10 protein-coding genes are annotated in these 13,820 nt (G+C 41.6%); 3 read left to right on the top strand and 7 right to left on the bottom strand.

Annotated elements, in window-relative coordinates; translation table 11 throughout:
* Positions 1-35: 35 nt before the first annotated feature.
* The 6 genes from DP117_RS21675 to DP117_RS21650 form a co-directional block, all read right to left on the bottom strand.
* Positions 36-857 (bottom strand): hypothetical protein, encoded by an 822-nt coding sequence (locus DP117_RS21675; protein WP_169220311.1) that lies wholly within the window; start codon positions 855-857, stop codon positions 36-38.
* 278 nt (positions 858-1,135) lie between these two features.
* Positions 1,136-2,188 carry a hypothetical protein gene (locus DP117_RS21670; protein ID WP_169220310.1) on the bottom strand — a complete coding sequence of 351 codons (1,053 nt, stop codon included), beginning with the start codon at positions 2,186-2,188 and terminating at the stop codon, positions 1,136-1,138.
* 348 nt (positions 2,189-2,536) lie between these two features.
* A complete protein-coding gene (locus DP117_RS21665) occupies positions 2,537-3,583 on the bottom strand; it encodes a hypothetical protein (protein WP_211176266.1) in 1,047 nt (348 codons plus the stop codon).
* Entirely contained in the window at positions 3,573-6,320 is a 2,748-nt protein-coding gene (locus DP117_RS21660; RefSeq protein WP_169220309.1) for a hypothetical protein, read from the bottom strand. Before DP117_RS21660 ends, DP117_RS21665 begins: the two co-directional genes overlap by 11 nt.
* Positions 6,268-6,645: a hypothetical protein gene (locus DP117_RS21655; protein ID WP_169220308.1), complete on the bottom strand. Its 378-nt coding sequence runs from the start codon at positions 6,643-6,645 to the stop codon at positions 6,268-6,270. The genes DP117_RS21660 and DP117_RS21655 overlap by 53 nt, the downstream gene beginning before the upstream one ends.
* A gap of 14 nt (positions 6,646-6,659) precedes the next feature.
* Positions 6,660-7,235: a hypothetical protein gene (locus DP117_RS21650; RefSeq protein WP_169220307.1), complete on the bottom strand. Its 576-nt coding sequence runs from the start codon at positions 7,233-7,235 to the stop codon at positions 6,660-6,662.
* A gap of 934 nt (positions 7,236-8,169) precedes the next feature.
* Between DP117_RS21650 and DP117_RS21645 the strand changes: the two genes are divergently transcribed.
* Together DP117_RS21645 and DP117_RS21640 are read left to right on the top strand one after the other, a co-directional pair.
* A complete protein-coding gene (locus tag DP117_RS21645; protein ID WP_169220306.1) occupies positions 8,170-10,530 on the top strand; it encodes a PhoX family phosphatase in 2,361 nt (786 codons plus the stop codon).
* Positions 10,531-10,708: 178 nt separating this feature from the next.
* Entirely contained in the window at positions 10,709-11,044 is a 336-nt protein-coding gene (locus tag DP117_RS21640; protein WP_169220305.1) for a DUF4870 domain-containing protein, read from the top strand.
* A gap of 50 nt (positions 11,045-11,094) precedes the next feature.
* Here DP117_RS21640 and DP117_RS21635 read toward each other — a convergent pair whose 3' ends face one another.
* Positions 11,095-11,781, bottom strand: a complete 687-nt coding sequence (locus DP117_RS21635; protein WP_169220304.1) for a Uma2 family endonuclease — start codon at positions 11,779-11,781, stop codon at positions 11,095-11,097.
* Between the two features lie 371 nt (positions 11,782-12,152).
* Here DP117_RS21635 and DP117_RS21630 point away from each other — a divergent pair, with 371 nt between their 5' ends.
* Positions 12,153-13,739 (top strand): alkaline phosphatase, encoded by a 1,587-nt coding sequence (locus DP117_RS21630; RefSeq protein ID WP_169220303.1) that lies wholly within the window; start codon positions 12,153-12,155, stop codon positions 13,737-13,739.
* Positions 13,740-13,820: the final 81 nt, after the last annotated feature.

Genomic DNA, 13,820 nt, shown 5'->3' with positions numbered 1-13,820 from the left:
CTCCCCATCTCCCCATCACCCCATCACCCCATCACCTATTTTGTAAAGCCACCAGAATTAGCATCTCCACAACGCTTTAACTGACTTTTCGACGAAGAATCATAGCCATCGGTGAGACATAAATCACTCACTTCATAAATTTCTAACTTTTGAGTGCGGACACTATATACTGCTTGTTGTGATGGAGTCAGACTGTTTGATAAGGGATGTCCAAAAGAATCTACAGCTCGTACTAAAAAATCCTTATTAAAAGGAGTCAATAGTTTTCTATTGTCAGCACGTCTTACCTGCACAATATTAGCAACCATACCAACTCTCCATCGACCTGGCGCAATTTTTTCAGGAGGATAAACCCGCTGGATAGATAACTGCGCTGTTAACCCTTGATTCTTGTTTTTAGAAAAAATGTCTGGCGGCGTCATATCCGCAACAAGTGCTAAAAAACCCTGGCGAAAATCTTCTGAAAGTCCAAAACTCGCTACCCAACTACTGGTAGAAACTTTTTTCGTGACACCTTGTAAGGTATTAACAGGTATTCCCTGATCAGGTTTGGGATTAGTAGCATCTTCAATCCTTGCTGGTGGGAGTGTTCCAGACCAGTTAAACATCGCCGCCATTGTTTTAGCAACAAATTGGCGAATCACTTCTGGTTCTCTTTCAAGAGTATCAGGTTGAGAGACTGGTTTACCATCAACAAGCTGCACAAAAGTGAGAGGTTTTTTATGAATGAGATCATTGATACGAAAGCCTTCCAATAATAAGAAAATGACTGCCAAAAAATGCAGACTGAAAGTGAAAATAGTAAATATCGTTAAAAGATTGATAGAGGATTTTCTTTCTTGTAGTAGCTTGGTCATAATGCCATTCACCTCCTTATAAAGAATTTAAAATTGTCTCGTTTGTCTCGTTCCTTGTCTCTGGCAAGGAATGCAGTCATGAGGGCTGCTGCCTCCTTTTGCTACTATAGGCTCCAGCCTTTAGAATTGCATTCCCAGGCTGGAACCTGGGAACGAGAGTGACTGCGGGGTAACACTCCTGGTAAATTGAGCAACAGTATCATTTATTTCCGGGTAGTTGTGCATACAATGAAATAGCCCCGCCATTTACTTCCTTATATTTTAGACTCCTGACTTTCCTAAACTCTTTCCTGCACCCACACCGCAGTATTACTGATACCATTAAATATGGCAAATCCCCCAGCAGCTGCCAACCCTAAAGATATAATCGGTGCCAGAACTCCTAACAAAATCATAAACCACATTAAGTCTGGATCTGCATTGGGATTTTGCGCTGGACCATTCACAATGACTGCTGCTGATATCACAGCAATAATATTGAAAGAAATCTTGGCAATACCAATAGAAAATAATCCCGTCAGCCATGCGAAAATAGGTTTACCCGCGACAGGTAGCAAAGAGCCTCCGACTGCTAAAGGTCCTAATGCTGCTATGAGTAGCATCGTGACTTCTATCAAGTTTTGAAAAGCAGATTGTAAAGAAACTAAAAGATTTTTGATAATCGTTTGAGTGGTAGAACCTAGCAGAGAGTTAAAAGCAAATTCCGATGTGTTACCTGGGATAGTTATTATCTGGTTAACTTTGTTGTCCAGTCTGTCTATCCAAGGTTGAAAACCGTATGTATTTCTGTACTCCTGGAAAAGGATATCAGTTTTTTGCTTTGCTTGAGTAAAACACTCAACTTGTTGTTGACCTGTGAGAGACTGACAAGGACGCAGTAAACCGCCAACAACTTCTTCAGCAACACTCATATTTAGTGCTTGCTGATAAGTTTGATTAGTATCGGCGACTTCTACAACTTCCTGATTGACTGTGTTGAGAAAATCTCTTAATCCCAGCGTCAAATTAGAAAGCGGAGTGCCATTGCCAGGATTCGCTAGTAACATGACTACTATAAAAGGCCAAATCATAGAAGAAATGGGACGAGAATATTCGCTAGCAAGAACATCTCTAATCCATTGCACCATGAAGAAAAGCAAGGTTCCGACTGCAAAGAAAATACCCAGCTTTGTCAGCGCACCATATAAATTATTGTTCGTGTTATTTTGCAATAAATCAATCCACTGCTGATCCCAACCCTCAGCAATACTTTGTGCAGTCACGACACCATTTGTTAAAACATCGTTGGTGTCAACTTGAGCGAAAAAAGTTTTTAAATAATGAATCCACATTTTTCTTCCTCGTTCCCTGACTCAGATTTCCTCCTCGTTCCCTGACTCAGCTTTCCTCCTCGTTCCCTGACTCAGCTTTCCTCCTCGTTCCTTGACTCAGCTTTCCTCCTCGTTCCCTGACTCAGCTTTCCTCCTCGTTCCCTGGCTCAGCTTTCCTCCTCGTTCCCTGGCTCAGCCAGGGAATGCTACACTGGAGGCTCGGCCTCAAGACAAAAGGCAGAGCCTTTGAGAAGGCATTCCCACGCAGAGCATGGGAACGAGAAATCTAGGGTTTTGGGCATAGACTTGAGATGTTTCACTACGCTTCGCTCCGTTCAACATGACATTTGTGACTTCTCAGTCATCCTCTTATGGAACTTCCAAGGGAGAAGGGATATCCGAGAAAGGAGGATTGTTCTCTGAAGCAGGAGGATTATTTTCCGAAGCCGGAGGATTATTTTCTGAAGCCGGAGGATTGTTCTCTGAAGCCGGAGGAGTAGTTACTAAAGGAAGAGGGTTACTGCTTTTCCTAAACAAATCAGTTTGAGAACTAACTCGCAAAAGTCGTGCGACTTCTGCCGATGTACCCACTCTTCTAGCACGATTCGCCTCATTCATTTGCTGAGAGATATCTGCTAAATTCAAGTTAGAATATTGGAAGTCATTACGCAATTGGATTGTATTTCCTAGGGTTTCACCTATTATCTTGGATTGGTCTGCTTGAAGCTTGAAAGTTTGAAATAACACGTTTGACAAGCTTCTCATTACCAGACAGGTGTTGTCCATAACCTGTCCTGAAGAATTAGGGGCTATGCATTGTTGTTGTTGTGCGTTGTTGTTTTCCATCTCAGCCTTTTGAGTTAATTCATTAACTCTTTCAACAGCTTCTTGAGTCTTTTCTAACTTACCTTTCAAACGAGTTTGTCCATCTCTCCCAAAAAAACCTTCAACTGCACCACGGGTAATATATCGATTAACTTGATAACCAACTTCTGCACCATAGACTGCTGGATTGTTCTCAAATTTATCCGAAACAGAGTATTGCACTATCTGATCACGAGTTAACTTAGCAACAGCATTAGGATTAGGGATATTGAGATCATCTAATGAATTTGTTGTGATTGCTGATTGTGTTTGCAAATCTACAGGTGTGAAAGTCTCATAAATATTGTTGCTCAGATACTCCTTTAAATCATCTGCGTACAATTGAAAATCAGTCCAAACACTTCCTAATTCTGCCATAGCTGGTAAAATTCCTAAAAATGCTGCAGCAAAAAGAGAAGTCACGATAATTTGAGGCTTGCCAATTTTGAAGTTAAATTTTCTCTTCTCTCTTTTCTTGGTGTCCTTTGCGTCTATGTCCTGCGGACACGCTTTGCTAAGGCGGTTGATAATTTTCATAGCTTCAATAACCACGAATCGAACTTATCAATTGACGTGCAAAATGAGAAACAGCTTCAAACTTATCTGCATGTCGTTGCATTGCTAGATTTCGCGCAGCTTGCTCATCTGGATTATTTGCAACGACAGCTAATTGTTCATACCCTGGATAATATCGGCAATAAGTATAGACACCATTATCATCAAGCAGCCATTGACTGTAAATGTCTTCTTTACGAGGAAAGAAGCTTTCTGACGCGTTGCGAGCAATAATTTCGCGGGGATATTTTAAAATTTGTACGAAACTATCAACAGCAACCGGTTGAATCCGACCAATTAATCTTGTTGATAAGTTTTGCAGAATTTTAGATGCTGCTTTAGATTTAGCAATCGTATCTGGGTCTTGTGCTGATAAGATAACTCTTACCCCGGCTTTTGCTCCGTTCGCGCAAAGTCTACCCACCAAATCAGAAATTTGGTCGAATTCAAACAAAATTGGTGCTTCATCAATAAAGAAGATAGAAGCGGGACTACTTAAAGCACGTCTTAATGCTGCTGAATAAGCACTCAAAGACAGCAATGCTGCATCTTCATTATCTGATAAATTTCTCAATGCGAAAACTAACAACTGAGCATCTGTTGGAAAACTTGAAGGTGAAGACACTGCTTGTCCGACTCGACTTTGTATCCAGAAGCGCAAACGCAAATTGATGACTTCGAGTGCATCATCAATTCTCCCACCCACAGTGTTGAGATTCAGATGCTCCCGCGAACAGAAGATGAGAAAATCTTTTAAGGTAGGAGTTTTTTGCCAGGCTTCTGTTCCAAATCCTCCGAATATAGCTGCATGGTATCGTTTTTGAATCCCCTCGTCGGCGAAGAAAGTATTTAAGGCTAAATTCAGAAGCGATCGCACGGTTTGCGAAAGTAACTGATTACCAGTTGATGAACCCAACACCATTGTCATCAACGCGGATTCAAGAAACGCAACGTAATCTTGAAACCGTTCTCGTTGTTCTTCTTCACCCAAGAACCGCAAGTCTGGCTGTTCAAACAAATTGTTGGATTGTTTGGAAATATCGAAATAAGCTCCTTTATCTCCAACAAATTCTGTATAATCGGTGAAGGTCGATGTACCATCTGGTTTTGGAAAGTCCAGCGCGACTACAGGCATATTATGTGCTAAAGCCTGAGTTAAAATCCCTGACACCAATACTGATTTTCCAGCGCGAGTTGTCGCAAATAACGCTAAGTTCTTATGCTGGTTAAATAAGTCTAAATGTAGTGGTGTTCCACCTTCGTCAGCGACTAACTCAAAGCCTTGGCGATCGCCTGCTCTTGTTGTCACCAAAGGTATCAATCCCCACACTTCATTTGTCAGATACAATTGACGACGGTTAAAGGGTTTTGCTAACAGAATATCCCAAACGATGGGCAGAGTTTGCAACCAAATCCTCCAAGCATATTCTGTTTCTCTAATCACTTGTGCTGGACGTTGAAAACAGTTTTCTATATACCTGCACGCCTCGTCTAATTTTTCTGGGCTTTGGCGATGGACTAAAATAGTAATCCCTGTATAAATTGGTAATGCACCTTCATATATTTGTTCTTGCGCTGCAACAGATTTCCTCAATTTTAATTGAGCGCCAACATCAATCGTATTCCCTTTCTCTTGTGCCATTTTTGTCGTAACATTCGACTGTTTGAGCACTCGTTGTAAGGTCGTTTTGACTATACCAGGATTCGCCGCTGTTAACTGACAAATAATCTCCGTATCGACAATTGCATCTCTGGCGATGAGTTCCCACAAATAACGCAGTTGTGATGTTTTATTCTGCCACCCTCCTGGTTTTTCTAGAAATGTCATCACTCCTACATAGCGATTTTTAATATTCACCCATTGACGGTCAGCGACTGGTACACTTGACTCCATCAATAATGTGGTGCTATGAATATTTTCTAATAATAATTTGCAGCTAGATAAATCAGAATATATTTCTTCTTGTAGTCCATTTTCATTCAAAACCAGCAGTTGGGGAATGTCTATCGGTTCAGTACTATTAAATCGTTGCCAAGCTTCTTGCCATAAATCTTTTGCTGTTAGCGCTTTAATATCCAAACCCCATTTGTTAGATAGAATTTGTTCCCAACGCCGAAATCCTTCAGTATAAGCATTAGAAATCAGAGTTTCTAGTCGTTGGTTTTCTCTTTCTGCTGCTTCACCTTTAAATGATAACCACCAAGACTCAGCTCTTGCCAAAAATTTCTCAATCCAGTCATCAGCCGCAGAAGCATCAGGTTCTACTGTGTATGTGACATACACGCGCAGAAATTTTGGTTTTCGGACACCAGCGCGAGTGAGTTGTTGTGTTCTGGCTCTTTCAGAGGTCAACAAGTACTGTATGCTAGACGAAGAAGTACGTTGGACAAGAGATGCAAGTTCTTGTTGTCGTTTTTTATCTGAAGAGAAAGACCCTAAGTGAAAAGTCACTCTTTCTTCTGGTGGAATATCTTTTAAACCAGCTTCTATATTGTTACAAATTGTATCGACTTGCTCTGTTCTTAAAGTTGTATGAATGCCTTTGCATTCAAAGCCAAAAACAAAGCAAAATCTATCTCTCTGGCTACCTTTTGTCAAAATGTAAGCACCAACATCTCTACCATCAACTGCAATACGCAGCATGGTGGCAAGATTTAAAGAATCTTCAAAAGGTGTTAATCTATTTTCTTGTCCTGCTATTCCTACGCTTTGTTTTCCGATTTTTTCTTTCATAGTGGAACTCTAGAAAACTTTTATAACGAGCGGTACCTCTTGTCCAAGTCGGAACACCTATAAACTTGCTCAAAAAACGCCAACTTCTACCACCTGTTAATATCCACCAAGTTGCTATTCCCCACCCAGCAATTAAGGCTGTCCATAACCATTTTTGCCAGTCATCTGGAAAGACACCTCCAAATATCCCATTCACAATCATGTAGGAAAGTAGGGCTATAATCGTCCAAGGAAAGATTTGGTCAGCAGGAATTGGTCCTAAGGAAGGTTGGGTTCCTAAAATTTGGTTAACAGGTCGAAATTCTTTGTCTTTCTCATCACTCATAACAAATCTCTGACTTAGGGACTACCACTATTACCACTACCAACGATAAAGCCCGTCAACACATCAGCAACAGTCACAGCAATCACAACCAGCAAGGGTGTTCTAGCAACAACTTGCCAATCTTCGTCTTTGCGAACTGCGTTAATAACACCAATCAGGGCAACGGCGATGTAGAGTAAGTAGAGCGCCCGTAAAACATTAAATACCAAACTCACCGCAGCTCCTGCACCTTCTTGTTGAGAATTCTGTGTCAAATTTGTTTTAAAAAAGGTTTCCGCTTTTCCAAAAAATTGGGCGGCGGCTGGATCACTCAAGTAGTCTATCCACAAGAAACTGAGTATTGCTGATAATGCGAGAGTTTGTAGTAAAATGAGCCAAGACTTAGGTAAACCTATAAGTTGTCCTACTTGCTGAATGACTGCTACTGTTATACCACCTATCATCAAGCAAAACAGCAAAATCGGGCTTTTCAAGCAAATAACAGTTAAAAAGACTGCACAAGCCAGCAATAACGGCACAGATGCCAACAAATGAGTCAATAGGTATTTTAGTTGATACGGTGTTTCCCGCTGAGTATGTCTTAAAGGCATGGACTAACTTTCCTAACTTCTTTAACAAAAACGACTGATAGATAGTAATTCATCTATAACTCTTTTTTGATAATGTATCATTACAATCTCAAAAATAGCTTGGTCTTGCCATTCTTTATTGGATTTCTACATTGATTGAGTGTTATATTATACATGACCAAAGAGCAAATGATCAATGGATAATATAACACACCTAAGAACCATCTTGTGTTGATGGATACGAATTCCCCTTCTCAAGGTAATAGAAAGTAACAAATAGAGTTTAAATACATACTAAATACATACAGCAATCCTAAATGATTTGTGAACAAAAAAACGTAGACGCGGAGCGGCTTCCCGAAGGGTACCGCAAAGGACGCATAGACGCAAAGCGGCTTCCCGCAGGGTAGGACGCAAAGAAAAGAAAGAGAAGAGGAGGAGAGTGTTCACATCCTATTTAGGAAGGCTATAGTAGAAAACTAACAAAAACTTTTATGAATTCGCAACTTAAGTTATAGAAAAATATTTGTTTGAATTAAGAACAATTGAAATGACTACAAGAATCCGGTTTGATTTTTGAAAATCGATAGATTCACCTTTGGCAATTTCTCTAAAAAGTCGGGAATCTTGTGATGTACGAATGATTTAGGATAACTAGAACTATATGATTAATATTTTCATTAAAAATCAGAAAAAAAATGACTATTAACGAATACATTACCTTGTCTTAACTTACACATCATACATTCTCGTATATGCTCATGTTGTGTGGATTTCGTTTTAATCTTATTTAAAGCGAATTTCGTATTACAGGAATTATTTCTCTTCTCTAGGCGAAAACAACGAAATCTTTGCCTAGAGTTTTGTTGAAAATAATTAGGGCTTGTTTGTCATTCGTTTGTCTGATAACGACAACTTCTATAAAACCAGAGATTGAGCACAAAAGGGAAATTTTATGTCTAAGTTGGGTCGCAGACAAGTACTTATCTTCTTTGCTGGCGCGGCTGGTGCTGTACTGGCGGATCAAGTTTTAGGTGGTACTGTCGATGCAAGAGAAGTAAAATTCGCACCTCTAGGTTTTACACCAGTACGTTTACCACATCCTCTGCCAATCTACAAGCAACAGAAAAACTACCTACCCACAGAAATCGGACAGGGAAAAACTCTTGATGCTTCACCTGATGCGAAGTTAGCGAGTTACAGCGTCGTTGATGATGTCGTGGTACCTCCAGAATATGAACGGTACGTTATTGTAGGTTGGGGCGATCGCGTTTTCCAAAACCCAGACGAATACTTCGGCTACAACAACGACTACACCGGCTTTGTTCCTGTTGGCAGAGGTAAAACAGCGGATGGCTATTTATGGGTGAATCATGAATACGTCAGCTATCCGATTTCTGGTTTAGCACCAGAGACACCCACAAATCTCAGGGAAAGTCCTGGTGTGTTTGCCCAGGTGATCGGGCGCAATTTGCCTACTACCAGAAGTACTGAATTAGATGGTGAATTTTTATATAATATTGGCGGGTCTATTGTCCGCATTTCTCGCCGTGGCAACGGTAATGGTCGTTTCTATGTTGTTAAAGACCCCAAAAACCGTCGTGTTCACGGTCTTTCTGGCTTAGGAATCAACAGAGAACGCAAAGATGGCTATGAGAAAGTCACCTCTTGGGGAAGTTTGAGTTATCAACAAGGTGATGACAATTATCTCCAAGGAACTGGACCTGCTGCAACTGAAGTTTTTCCTCTGAGTTCCGATGGACTGAGTAACAAAATCATTGGTACAGGGTATAACTGTTCTGGTGGTACAACTCCTTGGGGTACAATCCTGTCTGGAGAAGAAAACTTCCAAGGAAGCGAGGAATTTTTTGTTGGTGTCACAGAGTTTGTCAAACCTGATGGTACCCAGACAAGCTACACTAAAGGCACCACAGGTGAAACCTTTGGTTTAGTTGGAGAAAAATATGGATGGATTGTAGAGGTTGATCCTGCAGATCCTAATTTCCGTCCACGTAAGCATACCTCGCTAGGTCGTTTCCGCCACGAAAACGTTGGTGTCCGTGCTGATGCTGGGAACAAGTTAATCGCCTATATGGGAGATGACAGACGCGGGGGACACACCTGGAAGTTTGTCAGCAATGGTACGATTTCCTCACTGCAAGATAAGAGTAATAGTCAGTTGTGGGAAAGCGGTACTCTCTACGTTGCTCGTTTCAATCTAGATAATACTGGGACTTGGATAGCTTTAAACTTAGAAACTCCCACCAATCCGATTGCGCCATCAGTGATATCTTCTGTAGAATATAGCGCTTTAGGCTCAGCACAAAGAGATGGTCTTCTGAAACTACCTAGACGTAAAGATATTGCTGGTCAAACAACTGATGGTGGTGCTTTCAACTGCGATCGCAACAATGAAGCAACAGCCCTCAGCGATTATCAAAACAAAAAGCTTTCCGACTTCTATAAGAGTCAAGGTGCTATTCTTGTTGACGCTTTCTTAGCTGCTAACTTAGCTGGAGGAACCCCCACAGCACGTCCTGAAGACTTAGAAGTGCATCCACGTACCAAAGAAGTCTTTATTGCTTACACCGACGGCGCACCAGGAAGCGATGGTTACCCCGATTCGCGTATCTTCCAAGTTGCTAAGTTAAGTGCTGCACCGAATGCGACTCAACAATCTGGTGGACTTTACAAGATTATTGAGGATAGTCAAGACGGTACAGGTACAACCTTCCGCTGGGAGAGATTTGCCCAAGGTGGAGAAGCTGGTTCTGAGTTAGGCGCTGGTTTTGCCAATGTGGATAACCTCGTGATTGATGAACGGGGAAATGTCTGGGGTGTAACTGACATGTCCACCGATACCCACAACGGTTTTAGTCTCGGTGCAAATCCAACGGCGAACAGAATTGACCACTCTGCCACTGGTAATGTTTCCACTTTTACCGGCGTCTTCGGTAATAACTGGTTTTTCTGCATTCCCACCAGTGGTCCGAATGCCGGACAGGTTATACCCTTCGCTCAAGGTCCCGTCCGTTGCGAGATGACTGGACCAACCTTAGTCGGTGATACACTGTTTCTTTCCGTACAGCATCCCGGCGAAAACTCTCCAGTGAACGATGGTACACAACTGAGTCGCAGTATCGAGATATTGGATTTGAGCGGTACAACCTTCGACCAGACACGCACAGTTCCTCGTGGTAGCAGCTGGCCTAGCAATATCTCTACCACTGATGGTGGTAGCGGTCAAGCAACAGGTGTTCCACGTCCAGCAGTCATTGGTATTCAACGTAAAGATTCTAAGGGCAGATTTATTTAATATTCCTTTGTGTAGAGATTCACCAGTTGCACGAACATATGGCTCTTGTAGGGTGGGCATTTTGCTCACCCTTATCTGTAAGATAGGAGAAGACACCTGTGGTACCAAAAAATTAGAATTGAGTTATCGTCAACACTAGACGTCATTCATCACGTCTACATAACAGGGGGTTATGGGTATGCAACAGGTGAACCAACGCAAACTCTTATCAGCCGTATGTCATGGAGCAATCTTTTTTAGCTCTACAATTGTCTCTATTGGCATACCCATTGCGATTATGTTGACTACCAACGACTCAATTGTCAAACAAAATGCCAAAGAATCGCTGAATTTTCACATAAACCTCTACATCTATGCAATTGTTTTTTCATTGCTTGTCCTTGTGGCAATTGGTATTCCATTACTGGCTGTATTAGCAATAGTCAGTTTTCTCATGCCAATTCTTGCTATTCTTCACATTCTTGATGATCCTAATTTACCTTACCGCTATCCGTTTATTTTTCGTGTATTGTAGTAGTTAAGAAATAGTAATAGTCAAGAAATAGAGATAGAGAATTTGTCCTTTCATCGTTCTTCTGGTAATTCCCCAAATTGCTCTTTGTATCGAGCAAGCAAGGATTCGAGTTCGGTGACGCGTTGGCGTTCTTGTTCTGCTTGTTCCTCTGCTTTTTTCAGCGCCTCAACTAACTCATCAGGAACCAACAATTTTTGTCCATTATCTAAGCGGTAAAAGCCAATCAGTTTTCCTTCCACTGCTAAACGTAGTTGCAAGGATTCGCTTTGATTATCGGTGATGGACTCATAAACATCTCCTTTTAGTCGATACCCTTGCAACTTTTGTGAAATCCACTCTCCCTTCGGATCAAATAACCAATATTCCTGTACTTCTAATGCTTCGTACAGTTTTTTCTTGGTAGTTCTATCTTCGTCTTGAGTACTTTTCGATGTGATTTCAAAAATCACCTTTGGAACTTGTTTTTCTTCCCAAATTTTATAATTATCTCGTCCACCTGGCTCTACATCATAGATAATCATCACATCAGGAGCAACGCGCAATTTTGGAAAACCTTCAGCATAATACAAGAATTGGTTTGCTAAAACTGTCGCTTGACGATTAAGTAGATACTGTCTGAGAACTTCTAAAGTGGTTAATATGGCGTAAAGATGGTCGTATGTTTCTGCCACAGGTTTTTGATCACTGCTTGGGTAAATAATTCCAGATTTAGAAGGGGTGGGGACAACAGTAGTCATATCTTATCAGTTATCAGTTATCAGTTATCAATTGTTCACTGTTCACTGTTTTAACTGTTTCTTTGCTAGAAATTAACGTCTGAGTGGTAACCTAAACTCGGCAAAGCAACAGTTGACACCTTGGAACAGCAGGAAAATTTGATAGTCTGGTGTTCTTTAAATAAGAGCATAGACATACTCCTTACAAATATAACAAAGTGCCTCAGTTCTGGTATTGAATCGCAAGGTTTAGTTATTTATATAACATGACATGGTTCAAGTCTGAGTTCGACTATTGAGATATTGGTTATGGAGTTTGTTAATAATTATCCTGCATACTTTGTGTCGTCTGTTCCTCTGCGTTCATTTTGTTAGTTAATCAGGGGAAAAGAATGCTAGACTACCAGAATTTTGAACGGTTTCTGTACAGTCGAATCAAGCGACGGAACTTAATTATCGGGGCTGGGGTATTGTCTGGTTTGGCGATCGCCAATCAATTCAATCAACGAGCGATCGCCCAAGTCTCATTTTCCAGTTATCCTTTTACACTTGGTGTGGCGTCGGGTGAACCTTATCCAACCAGCGTCGTGCTTTGGACTCGTCTCGCTCCCGATCCCTTAAATGGGGGTGGGATGCCATCTGTCAATGTGCCAATTCGCTGGGAAGTCGCAACTGACCCCAACCTGAAAAATGTAGTAGCAAAAGGCACTGAGATTGCGATTCCAGAATTAGCTCACTCAGTCAGAGTTGTTGTAAATGCGCTTAAACCCAATACATTGTACTGGTATCGATTCATCTCAGGTACGGAAGAAAGCCCGATTGGTCGTACTCGTACAGCTCCTAAACCAGATAGCGACCTAAGTAAATTTGCCTTTGCATTTGTTTCCTGTCAGCACTACGAGCAAGGATACTACACAGCATACAAATACTTAGCACAGGAAGACTTAAGCTTGGTCGTGCATACGGGTGATTACATCTATGAAGGAGGAATCACACCAAACCGTCCGAGACAACACAATGGTCCAGAAATCAAGACTTTAGAAGATTATCGCAACCGTCACGCCCTTTACAAAACCGATTCAAATCTGCAAGCAACTCATGCAGCATTTCCCTGGATTGTGACTTGGGATGACCACGAGGTGGAAAACAACTACGCCAATGATATCTCAGAAGTTGATAATGAACCAGATCAAGACCCCGAAGTCTTCCTACAACGTCGGGCAGTTGCTTACCAAGCTTATTATGAGCATATGCCATTACGACCCTTCTCAAAGCCAGAAGGACCAGATATGCAACTTTTCCGTCGGCTTTCCTTCGGAAATTTGGCAACTTTCCATGTACTAGATACTCGTCAATATCGCACAGATCAACCCTGCGGAGATGGTACCAAAGAACGTTGCGCAGAAAATTTCGACTCGAATGCAACGATTACTGGTAAACGTCAAGAAGAATGGCTATATCAAGGTTTAGATCGCTCGAAAGCTCGTTGGAATATTCTGGCACAGCAAGTTATCGTTGCTCAGAGAGACTTAACACCTGGGGAAGGCGCAACCTTCAGTATGGATAAGTGGGATGGGTATTTGGCTTCCCAAAAACGACTGTTGAGTTTCTTAGAACAACGCAAACCCTCCAATCCAGTTGTCTTAACAGGCGATGTACATTCCAACTGGGCAATTGATCTCAAAGCTGACTTTGATAAACCAGAATCTGCTACAGTTGGCAGTGAATTTGTTTGTACCTCAATTAGCTCTGGTGGAGATGGGGCAGACTCAAGTGCTGCAGTTGAAGCTTACTTACCCGATAATCCGCACATTAAATTTTACAACGGTCAACGCGGATATGTCCGCTGTGTGATAACTCCAGAAACCTGGCAGTCAGATTTTCTAGTCTTGTCAGATGTGACAACACAATCTGGCACAATCAGTAACCGTGCTTCATTTGTGGTTGAAAACGGTCATCCAGGAATACAGAAAGCTTAGAAGAATTGCTGCTTTTTGTTGTAAGCAGCCTGTATGACCTCACCCCCTTCCCCTCTCCTTGGCAAGGAGAGGGGTGCCTAC

It is taken from the genome of Brasilonema sp. UFV-L1 (assembly GCF_012912105.1).
Lineage (GTDB): Bacteria > Cyanobacteriota > Cyanobacteriia > Cyanobacteriales > Nostocaceae > Brasilonema.
This window is presented reverse-complemented; position numbering and strand designations above follow the sequence as displayed.

Excerpts from the sequence above, each read along its gene's own strand:
- DP117_RS21675 (WP_169220311.1), bottom strand. The coding sequence starts at position 857 with ATGACCAAGCTACTACAAGAAAGAAAATCCTCTATCAATCTTTTAACG.
- DP117_RS21670 (WP_169220310.1), bottom strand. The coding sequence starts at position 2,188 with ATGTGGATTCATTATTTAAAAACTTTTTTCGCTCAAGTTGACACCAAC.
- DP117_RS21660 (WP_169220309.1), bottom strand. The coding sequence starts at position 6,320 with ATGAAAGAAAAAATCGGAAAACAAAGCGTAGGAATAGCAGGACAAGAA.
- DP117_RS21655 (WP_169220308.1), bottom strand. The coding sequence starts at position 6,645 with ATGAGTGATGAGAAAGACAAAGAATTTCGACCTGTTAACCAAATTTTA.
- DP117_RS21650 (WP_169220307.1), bottom strand. The coding sequence starts at position 7,235 with ATGCCTTTAAGACATACTCAGCGGGAAACACCGTATCAACTAAAATAC.
- DP117_RS21645 (WP_169220306.1), top strand. The coding sequence starts at position 8,170 with ATGTCTAAGTTGGGTCGCAGACAAGTACTTATCTTCTTTGCTGGCGCG.
- DP117_RS21640 (WP_169220305.1), top strand. The coding sequence starts at position 10,709 with ATGCAACAGGTGAACCAACGCAAACTCTTATCAGCCGTATGTCATGGA.
- DP117_RS21635 (WP_169220304.1), bottom strand. The coding sequence starts at position 11,781 with ATGACTACTGTTGTCCCCACCCCTTCTAAATCTGGAATTATTTACCCA.
- DP117_RS21630 (WP_169220303.1), top strand. The coding sequence starts at position 12,153 with ATGCTAGACTACCAGAATTTTGAACGGTTTCTGTACAGTCGAATCAAG.